Origin of the sequence: Reyranella soli, assembly GCF_007992495.1 — a bacterium.
Taxonomy (GTDB): Bacteria; Pseudomonadota; Alphaproteobacteria; order Reyranellales; family Reyranellaceae; genus Reyranella; species Reyranella soli.
Genome location: NZ_BKAJ01000021.1, coordinates 41276 through 56234, shown reverse-complemented (window position 1 = coordinate 56234; position 14959 = coordinate 41276). Strand labels below are relative to the sequence as shown.

The 14959-nt window shown below is 67.4% G+C and carries 11 protein-coding genes; all 11 read left to right on the top strand.

Features of this window, described 5'->3' with window-relative positions; genetic code table 11:
* Nucleotides 1-21: 21 nt before the first annotated feature.
* The 11 genes from RSO01_RS06330 to RSO01_RS06280 all read left to right on the top strand — a co-directional run bounded on the left by RSO01_RS06330 (nucleotide 22) and on the right by RSO01_RS06280 (nucleotide 14883).
* Complete coding sequence (locus RSO01_RS06330; RefSeq protein ID WP_147147315.1) at nucleotides 22-1602, top strand: ABC transporter substrate-binding protein; 1581 nt, start codon at nucleotides 22-24, stop codon at nucleotides 1600-1602.
* A 36-nt stretch (nucleotides 1603-1638) separates the two neighbouring features.
* The gene (locus RSO01_RS06325; RefSeq protein WP_147147313.1) at nucleotides 1639-2667 is read left to right on the top strand and encodes an ABC transporter permease; all 1029 of its coding nucleotides are present in this window, start codon (nucleotides 1639-1641) and stop codon (nucleotides 2665-2667) included.
* Nucleotides 2668-2670: 3 nt separating this feature from the next.
* On the top strand, nucleotides 2671-3855 hold the full coding sequence (locus RSO01_RS06320) for an MFS transporter (RefSeq protein ID WP_147147311.1): 1185 nt from the start codon (nucleotides 2671-2673) through the stop codon (nucleotides 3853-3855).
* Entirely contained in the window at nucleotides 3856-4776 is a 921-nt protein-coding gene (locus RSO01_RS06315; protein ID WP_147147309.1) for an ABC transporter permease, read from the top strand.
* A gap of 51 nt (nucleotides 4777-4827) precedes the next feature.
* A complete protein-coding gene (gene dprA, locus RSO01_RS06310; RefSeq protein ID WP_147147307.1) occupies nucleotides 4828-5883 on the top strand; it encodes a DNA-processing protein DprA in 1056 nt (351 codons plus the stop codon).
* Between the two features lie 51 nt (nucleotides 5884-5934).
* Entirely contained in the window at nucleotides 5935-8646 is a 2712-nt protein-coding gene (topA, locus tag RSO01_RS06305; RefSeq protein WP_147147305.1) for a type I DNA topoisomerase, read from the top strand.
* Nucleotides 8639-10915 (top strand): ribonuclease R, encoded by a 2277-nt coding sequence (gene rnr / locus RSO01_RS06300; protein ID WP_147147303.1) that lies wholly within the window; start codon nucleotides 8639-8641, stop codon nucleotides 10913-10915. Before topA ends, rnr begins: the two co-directional genes overlap by 8 nt.
* 22 nt (nucleotides 10916-10937) lie before the next feature.
* Entirely contained in the window at nucleotides 10938-11342 is a 405-nt protein-coding gene (locus RSO01_RS06295; RefSeq protein ID WP_147147301.1) for a DUF983 domain-containing protein, read from the top strand.
* A gap of 34 nt (nucleotides 11343-11376) precedes the next feature.
* Nucleotides 11377-12981 carry a S41 family peptidase gene (locus RSO01_RS06290; protein WP_147147299.1) on the top strand — a complete coding sequence of 535 codons (1605 nt, stop codon included), beginning with the start codon at nucleotides 11377-11379 and terminating at the stop codon, nucleotides 12979-12981.
* Between the two features lie 93 nt (nucleotides 12982-13074).
* Complete coding sequence (gene rpmG / locus RSO01_RS06285) at nucleotides 13075-13242, top strand: 50S ribosomal protein L33 (RefSeq protein ID WP_092830567.1); 168 nt, start codon at nucleotides 13075-13077, stop codon at nucleotides 13240-13242.
* 219 nt (nucleotides 13243-13461) lie between these two features.
* Nucleotides 13462-14883, top strand: coding sequence for an aldehyde dehydrogenase family protein (locus RSO01_RS06280; RefSeq protein ID WP_147147297.1), 1422 nt, complete (start codon nucleotides 13462-13464; stop codon nucleotides 14881-14883).
* The last annotated feature ends 76 nt before the right edge of the window (nucleotides 14884-14959 follow it).

The window sequence follows — 14959 nt, the reverse complement described above, 5'->3', positions numbered from 1 at the left end:
CAACTGCAGGAGGCAGTTTCCATGTTCGTTGCTCGTATCGCGGCCCTGGCCGCCGCGGCCCTGTGCGCGGCGTCGGTCGCCGACGCCAAGACATTGCGCTGGGCCAGCCAGGGCGACGCCCTCACGCTGGACCCGCATGCCCAGAACGAGGGCCCGACCTCGGGGATGAACGCCCATGTCTATGAGCCGCTGATCAGCCGCGATCCGTCGCTTTCCAAGGTGCCGGCGCTGGCGCTGTCGTGGAAGGCGATCGCGCCCGACACCTGGGAGTTCAAGCTCAGGCCCGACGTGAAGTTCAGCGACGGCACGCCGTTCACCGCCGACGACGTGGTCTTCAGCTACAATCGCGCCCTGGCGCCGACGTCGGACTTCCGCGCCTACATCTCCTCGATCAAGGAGGTGAAGGCGATCGATCCGCTGACCGTGCACATCATCACCAACGGGCCCAACCCCATCCTGCCCGACTACGCGTCGTCGATCCTGATCATGTCCAAGGCGTGGGCCGAGAAGCACAACGTCACCAAGCCGCAGAGCTTCAAGGACAAGGAAGAGACCTACGCGGTGCGCAACGCCATGGGCACCGGCGCCTTCACGGTGAAGCAGCGCGATCCCGACGTGAAGACGGTGATGGCCAAGAACCCCACCTATTGGGGCGCCAAGGACTTCCCGGCGTCTCCTGACGAACTGGTGTACACGCCGATCAAGGAGCCGGCGACGCGAGTCGCCGCGCTGATCTCGGGCCAGGTCGACTTCGTGCTCGACGCGCCCCTGCAGGATATCGCGCGCATCAAGCAGACACCGGGACTCAAGACCGAGGAGACCGCGCAGGTCCGCTCGATCTTCCTCGGCCTCGATATGGGGGCCGCCGAGCTCAAGTACTCCGACGTCAAGGGCAAGAACCCGTTCGCCGACAAGCGCGTGCGCCAGGCGATGTACCAGGCGATCGACATCGACGCGATCAAGGCCAAGGTGATGCGCAACTTCGCGGCGCCCGCCGGCCTCGTCACCTCGCCCGGCGTGCACGGCTACACCAAGGATCTCGACAAGCGCCTGAAGTTCGACGTCGCCTCGGCCAAGAAGCTGATGGCCGATGCGGGCTATCCCAACGGCTTCTCGGTGGTGCTGGACTGTCCCAACGACCGCTACAACAACGACGAGCAGATCTGCCAGGCGGTCACCGGCATGCTGGCGCAGATCGGCATCAAGGTCGACCTGCAGGCGCGCTCCAAGACGCTGCACTTCCCCAAGATCCAGAAGAAGGATTCGAGCTTCTTCCTGCTGGGCTGGGGCGTGCCGACGCTCGATTCGCACTATGTCTTCACATACCTGTACCAGACCAACGACGCGGCCAAGAAGGTGGGCGGCTACAACCTCACCAACTACTCCAACGCCAAGATGGACGAGCTCACCGACTGCATCCTGAAGGAGGTCGACCAAGCCAAGCGCGACAAGATGATCGCCGACGCCTGGAAACTCGCGATCGAGGACATGCCGTACCTGCCGTTGCACCACCAGCTGATCGTCTGGTCGATGAGCGACAAGGTGACGATCCCGATCTTCGCCAACGACTCGCCCAACTTCAAATACTCGAAGATGAAGTGAGCCAAACGGCCTGAACCGAGGTAAAAGCCAGCACCGATGCTGGCTTTTATCGTTTCCCGCCTCCTGCAATCCGTCGCCGTCATGCTGGCGGTGTCGTTCCTGTGCTTCGTGCTGTTCAACTTCGTGGGCGACCCGGTGAGCAACATGGTCGGCCAGGAGGCGACGGCGGCCGACCGCGAGGAGATGCGCACCGAGCTCGGACTTGAGGACTCGGTCGGCATGCAGTTTCTGCGCTTCCTGGTCAACGCGGCTCACGGCAATTTCGGCAAGAGCTATCGCCTGGCGCGGCCGGTCTCCGACCTGATCGTCGAGCGCATGCCCGCGACGCTCGAGCTGGTGGCGGCGGCCGCCCTGCTGGCGCTCGCCATGGGCATTCCGCTGGGCGTGCTGACCGCACTCAGGCGCAACACCATCGACAGCCAGGCGGTCATGACCTTCTCGCTGGCGGGCGTCGCCATGCCGACCTTCGTGATCGGCATCCTGCTGATCTACGTCTTCTCCGTGGAGTGCAAGACCTGGGCGCCGGCGGTCGGCCTGCCGGGCGACTGGTGCTTCCCCTCCTTCGGTCGCGGCGAGACCGAGAAGATCGGCGGCTGGACCACCGGCCTGCTGACGGCGAGTGGTCTCAAGGCGATCGTGCTGCCGGCCGTCACCCTCAGCCTGTTCCAGATGACCCTGGTGCTGCGCCTGGTGCGCTCGCAGATGCTGGAGGTGCTGCGCACCGACTACATCAAGTTCGCGCGCGCCCGCGGCCTCACCAATCGCGCCGTGCACTTCCGGCACGCGCTCAAGAACACGCTGTTGCCCGTCATCACCGTGATCGGCATCCAGGTCGGCGGCCTGATCGCCTTTTCGATCATCACCGAGACGGTGTTCCAGTGGCCGGGCATGGGCCAGCTCTTCATCCAGTCGGTGCAGTTCGCCGACATCCCTGTGATGGCGGCGTATCTCGTCATGGTCTCGCTTATCTTCGTCACCATAAACTTCTTCGTCGATCTTCTTTATGCCGCGATCGATCCGCGCCTCAGGCTCGATCGCGCGCAAGTCGGCACGGCAGGCGGCTGACGTATGAAACAGAACGTTGAGGCGGCCCTGCCCTGGGCCCTGATCGGCGCTGCCTCTCTCGGCATGTTCGCCTGCACCTCGAGCGGCACCACCCGCGCGCCCTTCCTGATCGACATGGCGCGCGACCTCTCGGTCAGCATGCCGCTGGTCGCCAACCTCATATCGCTGACGGCGACGGCGTGGGGCGTCTCGTCCGCGGCCGCCGGCTGGCTGGCCGATGTCATGGGCCGCCGGCTGATGCTGGTGGGTTCGCTGTTCGGGCTGGCCCTGGCGCTGGTCGGCCAGGCGCTGGCGGGCTCGTTCTTCTGGGTCGCCGTCTGGGCCACGATCGGCGGCGGCTTCTGCGGCGCCTTCACCGCCGCGGCCTATGCCGAGCTCTCCGGTCGCGTGCCCGACGCCCAGCGCGGCCGGGCGCTGGGCTGGGTGATGAGCGGCCAGTCGCTGACGCTGCTCGTCGGGGTACCGATGGCCGCCGCGGTGGGCTCGCTGATCGGCTGGCGCGGCTGGCTGATCTGCGTCGGCGCCCTCGCACTGGCCGCCAGCGTCAGCATGTTGATCACCGTGGGTCGCGGCTCGGCCGGCCACATGCGCGGGGTCGTGCGCCCATCGATCAGGGACGCCCTGTCGAAGCGCGTGATCGGGCTGCTGACCACCGGCATCTTCGAGCGCATCTGCTATGGCCTCGCCGTCACCTACTTCGCCGCCTTCCTTCAGGCGACCTACGGCCTGACGCTGGCCGAGCTCGCCATACCGCTGGCGATCTTCGCCATCGGCAGCGTCGCCGGCACCGTGCTCGGCGGCCAGATCGCCGACCGCTTCCGCGATCGCCTGCTGACCTTCGCCGTCGCCATGGCCCTGTCGGCGGTTGCCGCCCTCGTCCTCTTCATGTGGCACCCCAGCGCCGAGATCTCGGTGGCGCTCGGCTTCCTCTATGTCCTGCTGAATGCGCTCGGCCGGCCGGCCTACATGGCCGCCCTCGCCAACGTGCCCGACGACGTGCGCGGCACGGTGCTCGGGCTGAACAGCTCCTCGGCCAGCATCGGCTGGATCGGCGCCGCGGCCCTTGGCGCGGCCATGATTGGTTGGGTAGGCTTCGAAGGCTTCGGCCCGCTGGCCGCCGTGCTGGCGGTGCTGAGCGCGGCCGGCGCCCTCGCCGGACGCCGCGCTGCTGGCCGCAAGGTGACCTGAATGGCTGACACGACGGCCCTCGCCCGCTTCCGCGACTCCGACATCTGGTGGAGCTTCCGCCGCTCGCCCACGACGGTCGTCGCCGCCGTCGTCACGGTGCTCTTCTTCATGGGCGCGATCTTCGCGCCCTGGGTCGCGCCCTACAATCCGTTCGACGTGAAGTCGCTCAACCTCATGGACGCTTTCACGCCGCCGGCCTGGAACTCGGGCGGCAGCGCCGCCCATCTGCTGGGCACCGACAATCAGGGCCGCGACGTGCTGTCGGCCATCCTCTACGGCACGCGCGTGTCGCTCATGATCGGGCTCGCGGCCATCGTGCTGTCGGTGACCACGGGCGTGCTGCTGGGCCTGCTCGCCGGTTTCCGCGGCGGCTGGGTCGAGGCGATCATCATGCGGCTGGCCGACATCCAGCTCACCGTGCCTGCCATCCTGATCGCCCTCACGCTCGACGGCGTGGCGCGCGCCGCCCTGCCGAAGCACGTGCATGATGAGATCGCCATCTGGGTGCTGGTGATCTCGATCGGCGTCGCCTACTGGCCGCAATTTGCGCGCGTCACCCGCGCCACCACGCTCGCTGAAAAGCACAAGGACTACGTCAACGCCGCGCGCATCATCGGCGTGCCGGGCGCACGCATTGCGCTCGCCCATGTGCTGCCCAACGCCTGGGGACCGGTGCTGGTGATCGCCACCATCGAGCTGGCGCTCGCCGTCATCGCCGAGGCCTCGCTCTCCTATCTCGGCGTCGGCATGCCGGCCACCCAGCCGTCGCTCGGCACGCTCATTCGCATCGGCAATGCCTTCCTGTTCTCCGGCGAATGGTGGATCGTGATCTTCCCGGTCTTTGCGCTGGTCATCCTGTCGCTCTCCGTGAACATCCTGGGCGACTGGCTGCGCGACGCGCTCAATCCCAAGCTGCGCTGATTCTACTGACGGTTGATTTACATGGTGACGACTCGCGCGTAGTGTCGCGTCATGTTCGACGGCCCCCTCACCGCCGAGCTCGACCCCGGCGAACGACGCGCCCGGCTGCGGCTGGCACGCAGCGCCCGGATCGGGCCGGTGACCTTCCACGAAGCGCTGGCTCACTTCGGCTCGGCGCACGCCGCCTGTGCGCGGTTGGCCACGATCGGCGATGCCGCCATCGCCCGCGAGGAAGATGCCCTGGCCAAGGCCGGCGGCCGCTTCCTGGTGTTCGGCGATCCGGCCTATCCGCCGGCGCTCGCCACCCTGCCGGATGCGCCGGCGGTGCTGTCGGCCATCGGCGATCTCGGCCTGCTCGGCCGGCCGACCCTCGCCGTCGTGGGCGCGCGTGAGGCGTCCCTGGCGGCGTGCCGTCTTGCCGGGGAACTGGCAGGGTCGCTGGGCGCAGCGGGCTTCGTCGTCGCCTCCGGCCTGGCGCGCGGCATCGATGCCGCCGCCCATCAGGCTGCGCTGGCCACCGGCACCGTCGCCGTGCTGGCCGGCGGCATTGACCAGGTCTACCCACCCCAGAACGCCGGCCTGCATGCCGCCATCGCCGGCGATGGCCTGCTGCTGAGCGAATCCCCCTGGGGTGCGCCGCCCGTGGCCCGCGCCTTTCCCCGCCGCAACCGCATCGTCAGCGGCATGTCGAAGGGTGTCGTGGTCATCGAGGCGGCCGCCCGTTCGGGCTCCCTGATCACCGCCCACCGGGCCGCGGAACAGGGTCGCGACGTCTTCGTCGTCCCGGGCTCGCCGGCCGACCCTCGGTATGCCGGATCCAATAGCCTTATCCGTGATGGGGCTATTTTGACCCGCGACATCAAGGATATTCTGAGTGTGCTCCAGCCGCCACGGTCCGGGCCCCAAGTCCCTGTCAAACCAAGGGAAAAATCGGCCCACCCGGAGGCCCAAAAGGTGGTGTCTGCCCTGGGGTCGGTACCCACCCTGGTTGACGAACTGGTACGTCGATGCCAAGTGTCCGCCGCCGCTGTGGCGGAGGTCCTGCTGGCTCTCGAGCTGGAAGGCCGCCTGGAAAGGCACCGGGGTAACCGCGTATCCCTGATATAATATCAGTGATTTAGCTCCGGGTTTTAAAGTTTTACTGGAGCATACCCGACGATGGACGTACTGGTCGTCGAGTCCCCGGCCAAGGCAAAGACCATTGGGAAGTATCTCGGCCCCGGCTACACCGTGCTGGCCTCCTATGGTCATGTCCGCGACCTGCCGCCCAAGGACGGTTCGGTGCGCCCGGATGAAGATTTCGCCATGTCCTGGGAGGTCGATCCCCAGTCGCAGAAGCGGCTGGACGCCATCGCCAACGCCATCACCAAGGGCGGCAAGCTCTACCTTGCCACCGACCCCGACCGCGAGGGCGAGGCCATCTCCTGGCATGTCCGTGATATCCTGAAGCGCAAGAAGGCGCTGGAAGGCGTCGACGTCAAACGCGTCACCTTCAACGCCATCACCAAGCAGTCCGTCCTGGACGCCGTCGCCCATCCGCGCGAGCTCGACCAGGACCTCATCGACGCCTACATGGCGCGCCGGGCGCTCGACTACCTGGTGGGCTTCACCCTCTCCCCCGTCCTGTGGCGCAAATTGCCGGGCAGCCGCTCGGCCGGCCGCGTGCAGTCGGTAGCGCTGCGCCTGATCTGCGAGCGCGAAGCCGAAATAGAAGTCTTCAAGAGCCGCGAATACTGGACGGTCGACGTCCTGTTCGGCACGGCCAAGAAGCAGACGCTGAAGGCCCGCCTCACCCACTTGGACGGCCGCAAGCTCGACAAGTTCGACCTCGACACCCAGGAGCGGGCCGAGCAGGCCAAGCGCGAGATCGAACGCCGCGCTTTCTCGGTGTTGTCGATCGACCGCCGCCAGGTCCGCCGCAACCCGCCGCCGCCCTTCATCACCTCGACCCTGCAGCAGGAGGCCTCGCGCAAGCTCGGCCTGGGCGCCGCCACCGCCATGCGCATCGCGCAGCGGCTGTACGAAGGCGTCGATATCGGCGGCGAGACAGTCGGACTCATTACTTATATGCGTACCGACGGCGTCACCCTGGCGCCCGAGGCGGTCGGCCAGACCCGTCGCCTGATCGAGAGCAAGTACGGCCAGAGCTACCTGCCCGAGAAGCCGCGCGTCTACACCTCGAAGGCCAAGAACGCCCAGGAGGCGCACGAGGCCATCCGCCCGACCGACCTCTTCCGCACGCCGCAGGACGTGGCGCAGTACCTCGATCGGGACCAGCTCGGCCTCTACGAGCTGATCTGGAAGCGCACCGTCGCCAGCCAGATGGAAAGCGCCGTGCTCGACCAGGTCACGGTCGACATCGCCAGCGCCGACAAGAACGTGCAGCTGCGCGCCACCGGCTCGGTCATCAAGTTCAACGGCTTCCTCACCCTCTACGACGAGGGCAAGGACGAGAACGGTAATGAGGACGAGGAAGGCAACGCCATCCTGCCCGACGTTACCCAGGACGAGGGCCTGGAGCGTCGCGACGTCCTCCCCGAGCAGCATTTCACCGAGCCGCCGCCGCGCTATTCCGAGGCGAGCCTGGTCAAGAAGCTCGAGGAGCTGGGCATCGGCCGGCCGTCGACCTACGCCAGCATCATCGAGGTGCTGCAACGCCGGAACTACGTGAAACTCGACCGCAAGCGCTTCGTGCCCGAGGACCGCGGCCGCATCGTCACGGCCTTCCTGCAGACTTACTTTCCGCGCTACGTCGAATACAACTTCACCGCCCATCTCGAGGACGAGCTGGACGAGATCTCCGACGGCAAGATCGATTGGCGCCAGGTGCTGCGCGAGTTCTGGAAAGCCTTCTCGGCTGCGGTCGGCGAGACCAAGGATCTGCGCGTCAAGGAAGTGCTCGACAAGCTCGACGAGGAGCTGGGCCCGCACTTCTTCCCGGCCAACGACAATGGCGGCAAGAGCCCGCGCGACTGCCCGTCCTGCGCCAACGGCCGGCTCGGCCTGAAGCTCGGCAAGTTCGGCGCCTTCATCGGCTGCTCGAACTATCCGGAGTGCCGTTTCACCCGCAAGCTCGGCATCGTCGATCCCGACGCCGATGCCGCCTCGGGCGCCAACCTCGACGGCCCCAAGGTGCTGGGCACCGATCCGGCCACCGGCAAGGTCGTGACACTGCGCAACGGCCCATACGGCCTCTACGTCCAGCTCGGCGAGCCCGAGGGCAAGGAGAAGCCCAAGCGGCAGTCGCTGCTGAAGGGCATGACCCCGGACGAGGTCACGCTCGAGAAGGCGCTGGCGCTGCTCTCGCTGCCGCGCGAGTTGGGGCCCCATCCCGAGGACGGCCAGCCCGTGCTGGCCGGCGTCGGCCGCTTCGGCCCGTACGTGCGGCACGCCACGAAATACAAGACCATTCCGGCCGACGAGAGCGTGCTCGACATCGGCATGAACCGCGCCATGGCGCTCTTGGCCGAGGCCAAGGCGACCGGTCGCGGCCGCGCCGCCGCCAAGCCGATCCGCACCGTCGGCAACCATCCCGCCGACGAGGCGCCGGTCGAGCTCTACGAGGGCCGCTACGGTCCCTACGTGAAGCATGGCGGCATCAACGCCACCGTGCCGCGCGACCTCAAGCCGGACGAGCTGACTCTCGACCAGGCGGTGGCGCTGCTGGCCGAGCGCGCCGCCAAGGGTGGCGGCAAGAAGCCCAAGGTGACGCGGGCCAAGAAAGCCGTGCCGGTTCCCGCCAACGACGCTGGCGACACCGCCAAGGCAGCGGCCAAGGCCAAGAAGAAGGCCACCCCCAAGAAGAAGGCCGCCAAGGCCGCCAAGGGCAAGGGGGCCGAGACGCCGCCGCGCACCGGGACCGATGGCTAAGGGCAAAGTCCCGACCCGCGACGAACTGCTGGCATTCATCAAGGAGAGCGCCACCCCGGTGGGCAAGCGCGAGATCGCGCGTGCCTTCGGGCTGAAGGGCGACCAACGCATCGAGCTCAAGGAGCTGCTGCGCAACCTGCGCGATTCAGGCGACATCGCCGCCGACCGCGCCAAGACATTCAAGGATCCAAAAACACTGACTGACATCACCGTACTGGAGATCGTGCGGGTCGACGACGACGGCCATCTGCTGGCCGTGCCGCGCCGCCACGACGAAGAAAAAGAGGGCCCCCCGCCCCGCATCGAAATCAATCCGCAGGCCCAGTCTTCCGGCGGAAGGGGCAGCGGCCCCGCCCCCGCGGTCGGCGACCGGGTGCTCGCCTCGCTGAAGCGCCGCGGCAAGAATACCTACGAGGCCCGCATCATCCGTACGCTGGGCAGCGCCCCGCGCCGGGTGCTCGGCCTCTATGAGGAGCCATCGGGCCGCGACGGCATGGGCATCGTGACGCCGACCGACCGCAAGCTGAAGGCGAGCTACGACATCCGGCCAGCCGACAAGAACGGCGCCGAGCCCGGCGACATCGTCTGGGTCGAGCCCTCCGGCGGCGCGCTCGCCCGGCGCGCCCGCGTGAGCGAGCGCGTCGGCGCCATGAGCGACCCGCGCACTGTCAGCCTGATCTCGATCGCGGCCAACGACATCCCGGTCGAGTTCCCGGCGGCCGCGCTGGAGGAAGCCGAGCGCGCCAAGGCGGCGCCGCTCGGCCAACGGCTCGACCTGCGCGACACGCCGCTGGTCACCATCGACGGCGAGGACGCCCGCGACTTCGACGACGCGGTGTTCGCCGAGCCCGATCCGGACCATCCCGGCGGCTGGCGCCTCCTGGTCGCCATCGCCGACGTCGCTTGGTACGTGCGGCCGGACAAGCCGCTCGACCGCGCCGCCTACCGCCGCGGCACCTCGGTCTATTTCCCCGACCGGGTGGTGCCCATGCTGCCAGAGGCGCTTTCCAACCACTGGTGCTCGCTGGTCCCTCACGAGGATCGACCGGTGCTGGCAGCAGAAATGTGGATCGATGCCGAAGGACATCTCAAGCGCCACCGCTTCCACCGCGCCATGATCCGCTCGGCCGCGCGCCTCACCTACACCCGCGTCCAGCGCGCCCAGGACGGCATGCCGGACGCCGAGATCGCGCCCCTGATGGGCAAGGTCATCCGCCCGCTCTATGGCGCTTACAAGGTTCTGCTGGCGGCGCGCGAAAAGCGCGGCGCGCTCGACCTCGACCTGCCCGAGCGCCAGGTCACCTTGGGCGACGATGGCCGCATTGCCGAGATCGGCGTGCGCGAGCGGCTCGACAGCCACAAGCTGATCGAGGAGTTCATGGTCCTGGCCAACGTTGCCGCCGCCCAGGCGCTGGAGCAGCGCCACACACCGTGCCTCTACCGCATCCACGACAACCCCGACGCCGCCAAGATCGAGGGCCTGCGTGAGTTCCTTGGCACTCTGGGCGTTGGCCTGCCAGCCGGCCCGCGGATCCGGCCCGGCGACCTCAATCGCGTCCTGCACCAGGTCGCGGACAAGCCGGTCGCCCGCCTGGTCAACGAGACCATGCTGCGCAGCCAGAGCCAGGCTGTGTACAGCCCCGACAATCTCGGTCATTTCGGCCTGGCATTGGCGCGCTACGCCCATTTCACCTCGCCGATCCGCCGCTTTCCCGACCTGATCGTGCACCGCGCCCTGATCGCGGCCTATGGCCTGGGCGAAGGCGGCTTGCCGGAGGCCGACAAGGGCCGCTTCGCCGAGTTCGGTGAGCACCTTTCCATGTGCGAGCGCCGCGCCGTGGCGGCCGAGCGCGGCGCCATGGACCGCTATGTCGCGGCGTTCATGGCGGCACATGTCGGCGCCACCTTCCCCGGCCGCGTCACCAGCGTCACCCGCTTCGGCCTGTTCGCCGCACTCGACGCCAGTGGCGCCGACGGGCTGATCCCCATCCGGTCGCTGGGCCAGGAGTTCTTCCGCCACGACGAGGGCCGCCAGATGCTGATCGGCGAGCGAACCGGCGAGACATTCGGCCTGGGCGACAGATTGCGGCTGAAACTGGTCGAGGCCGACATCGCTACCGGCGGCCTTTTGTTCGAGATCGTCGATGTCATCGAGCGCGTCGAGCGCCACGCGCCGCCGCGCGGCAGTCGCCACGATCGCCGCACGCCGCGGCGTCCGGTCGCGCAGCGTGGCGGCCCAAAGGACAAACGGTCGCGACGACGCCGATAAAGCAAGGGCCCATCTTGGCGGGATGAATGAGGAACGCTCGCCGGATATCTGGACCTGCCTGTGGCGCGGCTGGCGCGGCAGGTGTCCGCGCTGCGGCGCCGGCAGCCTGTTCTCGAGCTTCCTCAAGATGCGCAGCCACTGCCCGGCCTGCGAGCTTGGCCTGGAGCCATTCCGCGCCGACGATGCGCCGGCGTACTTCACGATTTTTGCGGTCGGCCACATTGTCGTCCCGCTCGTGCTCGTGTTCGAGCGCTACGGCGGCGAGCCACCCCTATGGGTACATGCGGCGTTGTGGCTTCCCCTGTCGGTAGTTCTTGCACTTTTGCTCCTGCCGCGGATAAAAGGCGCCGTCATTGCGCTCCTATGGGCGCATCGGATAGCCGCTCCCAAGCCTTCAACGACCGGGAGTTACGACCCCTCAGCCTGAAAACGTGGCCGCCCGCCGACGGCCTGTGCTATGCTTGCCGTTGCTGGGTATGGAAGTGTCGCTGATCCCTTTTCTCGTTAAGGCGCTGCCGCGCGCGGCAGCCGCTCTCGTTGCTTCATCTCTGGTCGTCTCCTGTGCGACGTCGACTGACGCCCCGCAGGCCACCTCCGGTCGCAATCCGTCGGTAGCCGCCGACGTCAACCTCGAGCGGGTCGTCCTGCAGGCCTACCGCGCCATCGGCGACCGCCACCTGTTCGAGCCCAATTTCCGGACGCTCTCGACCGAGACCTACCGCGGCTTCGCCAGCTCCGATCCGGCCATGGTGCTGGAAACCTCCGACGCCACCTTCACCGTCAAGCGCGACGGCCGCGAAGTGCTGAGCCGGCCCACCCCGGCCGACCCGACCGACGGCCGCGCCTGGGGCGGCATGCTGGCCGAGCTGATGGCGGGGTCGGTCGACGCCTCGCCGGCGCTGCAGCACACCGACCGCCAGCAGCTGATCCGCGAAGCCATGACGGCCACCACCAAGCAGCTCGACCGCAACAGCCGCTACGCCGATCCCGACGAGGCGCGCGACAACCGCTTCCAGCGCGACGGCGGCGGCGGCATCGGCATCACCGTCGAGCGGACCGACGACAAGAGGATCATGATCCGCGCCGTGCAGGCGGATTCCCCTGCCGCCAAGGCCGGCATCCAGGTCGGCGACCAGATCCTGTCGATCGACGGCGAATCGATGATCGAGCGTCCGTTGAGCGACGTCGTCGCCAAGCTGCGCGGCTCGATCGGCGCGCCGGTCGCCATCACCGTGCTGCGCAGCTCGCAGGGTGCCGAATACGTGCTGAGCATGAAGCGGGCCCGCATCATCCCCACCACGGTCACCTATGAACGCCGCGGCGACGTGGCGCTGATCCACCTGACCGGGTTCAACAGCGCCACCACCGACAACCTCAAGGCCGCCATCGACAAGGCCCGAGCCGAGCTCGGCAACGGCATGGCCGGGGTCATCATCGACATGCGCTCCAACCGCGGCGGCCTGCTCGACCAGGCGCAGACCGTGTCTGAGCTGTTCATCAACAACGGCACCATCTTCTCGACCAGCGGCCGTCATCCCGACAGCCGGCGCACCTACAAGAGCGGCAGCAGCGCCAAGACGCCCGACATGCCGATCGTCGTGCTGATGAACGGCGGCTCGGCCTCGGCGGCGGAGATCGTCGCCGCCGCCCTGCAGGACCGCGGCCGTGCCGTCGTCGTCGGCAGCACCAGCTACGGCAAGGGCACGGTGCAGACGGTGGTGCGGCTGGCCAACGAGGGTGAGCTGATCCTGACCTGGTCGCGCCTGAATGCGCCGTCCGGCTACACCTGGAACGAGCTCGGCGTGCTGCCCAACATCTGCACCTCCAAGGTCGCCGATGTCGGACAGCTGAACACCAACTCTGTCGATTCCAGCCAGGGCACGCTGATGCGCTGGCATGCGCTGCGCAATCCGACCCAGCAGGAAGTGACCGACCTGCGCAAGATCTGCCCGCCGGGCGAGGCGAGCCCCGAGCGCGACGTCGAGATCGCCACCCGGCTGCTGCGCGACCGCGGCCTTTATGCCCACGCCGTGCATGCGGCGACCCAGCAGGCCACGGCTCGCTAATAGGGCCGCTAACAGGCGACTTGACACTGGCGAGGCAGCGACTAGTTTGCCCGCCTTCCAGAGATTCGCCCTTCCGGGCATAGGGACAAGACCATGGCCAAGCCGACCTCGATCCTGATCAAGATGGTGTCCAGCGCCGACACCGGCTTCTATTACGTGACGCGCAAGAACCCGCGCACCAAGACCGAGAAGATGGAGCTGAAGAAGTACGACCCGGTCGTGCGCAAGCATGTCGTCTTCAAGGAATCGAAGATGAAGTGACGTCCCGCAAGGGACGTCATCCCGAGCGGAACGCGAGGGATCCGACCGAACCAGCCGCCCTTTCGGGCGGCTTTTTCGTGGGTGACAGCGAACGCTGCCGCCTGGTCTTCCAGACCGCCCTCCTCTGTAGGCAGACCGCCCTTCAGTCGCTAAATTCCTACCGCCCGACGTCGCGTCGCCGCCGCCCGATAGGGCCCTGAAATCAAGAAGGAACAGCCAATGGTCAATCGCACGAAATTCTATATCGACGGCGCCTGGGTCGACCCGGCCGTCATGAAGACGGTGCCAGTGGTCAATCCGGCCACCGAAGAGCGCATGTATGACGTCGCCGTCGGCTCGAAGGCGGACGTTGACAAGGCCGTTGCCGCCGCCCGCAAGGCGTTCGAGACCTTCTCGGTCACGACGCGCGAGGAGCGCATCGCGCTGCTCGAAAAGATCATTGAGGCCTACAAGGCGCGCTCCAAGGACATTGCCGCCGCCATCTCCGACGAAATGGGAGCGCCGATCCCGATGGCCGAGCGGGCTCAGGCCGGCGCCGGCCTCGGTCACCTGATGTCGACCCTGCAGGTGCTGAAGGACTATGAATTCGAGGAAACGGTCGGCAAGGCCGTTGTCGTGCGCGAACCGATCGGCGTGGTCGGCATGATCACCCCGTGGAACTGGCCGCTCAACCAGATCGCCTGCAAGGTCGCGCCCGCGATCGCCGCCGGGTGCACCATGATCCTGAAGCCGTCGGAATTCACGCCGACCTCGGCCCTGATCTTCGCCGAAGTCATGCACGCAGCCGGCGTTCCGAAGGGCGTATTCAACCTCGTCAACGGCCTTGGCCCCGAAGTCGGCGTCGCCATGAGCGAGCACGAGGGCATCGACATGATTTCGTTCACCGGCTCGACCCGCGCCGGCATCGATGTCGCCAAGCGCGCCGCCAATACCGTCAAGCGCGTCAGCCAGGAACTCGGCGGCAAGTCGCCGAACGTCATCCTGGAAGACGCCGACTTCACCAAGGCGGTCAGCGGCGGCGTGGCTCAGGTGTTCAACAACTCGGGCCAGTCGTGCAATGCGCCGACACGCATGATCGTGCCGTCCAGCAAGATGAATGAAGTGAAGGCGATCGCAAAGGCCGTCGCCGACAAGACGAAGGCGGGCGACCCGAAGGCCGAGGGCACCACGATCGGTCCCGTGGTCAATCGCACCCAGTGGGACAAGATCCAGGCGCTGATCAAGAAGGGCGTCGACGAGGGCGCGACGCTCGTCGCCGGCGGTCCCGGCCTGCCCGAGGGCGTCAACAAGGGCTTCTATGTTCGCCCGACCGTGTTCGCCGACGTGACCAACGATATGACGATCGCCCGCGAGGAAATCTTCGGGCCGGTGATCACCATCCTCGGCGCCAAGGACGAGGCCGAAGCGGTCAAGATCGCCAACGACACGCCCTACGGCCTCGCCGGCTACGTCTCCGCCGGCTCGGTCGAAAGCGCCAAGCGCGTCGGCAAGCAGATCCGCGCCGGCAACGTTAACCTGAACGGCGTTCCGAACGAGCGCACCGCCCCGTTCGGCGGGTACAAGCAGTCCGGCAACGGTCGCGAGTGGGGCAAGTACGGGATGGAGGACTTCCTCGAGGTGAAGGCGATCGCCGGCGTCTAGGAGGGTCTCAACGGGCATGATGCGTTCGGGTTTCCCCCTGAGCGCATCATGCTTTAGGCTCCGCCCTCCACAATCG

Bases quoted from the DNA above. Each gene is read 5' to 3' on its own strand.
- dprA (WP_147147307.1), top strand. From the start codon at position 4,828: ATGTTCGACGGCCCCCTCACCGCCGAGCTCGACCCCGGCGAACGACGC.
- rnr (WP_147147303.1), top strand. From the start codon at position 8,639: ATGGCTAAGGGCAAAGTCCCGACCCGCGACGAACTGCTGGCATTCATC.
- RSO01_RS06280 (WP_147147297.1), top strand. From the start codon at position 13,462: ATGGTCAATCGCACGAAATTCTATATCGACGGCGCCTGGGTCGACCCG.
- topA (WP_147147305.1), top strand. From the start codon at position 5,935: ATGGACGTACTGGTCGTCGAGTCCCCGGCCAAGGCAAAGACCATTGGG.
- RSO01_RS06315 (WP_147147309.1), top strand. From the start codon at position 3,856: ATGGCTGACACGACGGCCCTCGCCCGCTTCCGCGACTCCGACATCTGG.
- RSO01_RS06320 (WP_147147311.1), top strand. From the start codon at position 2,671: ATGAAACAGAACGTTGAGGCGGCCCTGCCCTGGGCCCTGATCGGCGCT.
- rpmG (WP_092830567.1), top strand. From the start codon at position 13,075: ATGGCCAAGCCGACCTCGATCCTGATCAAGATGGTGTCCAGCGCCGAC.
- RSO01_RS06330 (WP_147147315.1), top strand. From the start codon at position 22: ATGTTCGTTGCTCGTATCGCGGCCCTGGCCGCCGCGGCCCTGTGCGCG.
- RSO01_RS06295 (WP_147147301.1), top strand. From the start codon at position 10,938: ATGAATGAGGAACGCTCGCCGGATATCTGGACCTGCCTGTGGCGCGGC.
- RSO01_RS06325 (WP_147147313.1), top strand. From the start codon at position 1,639: ATGCTGGCTTTTATCGTTTCCCGCCTCCTGCAATCCGTCGCCGTCATG.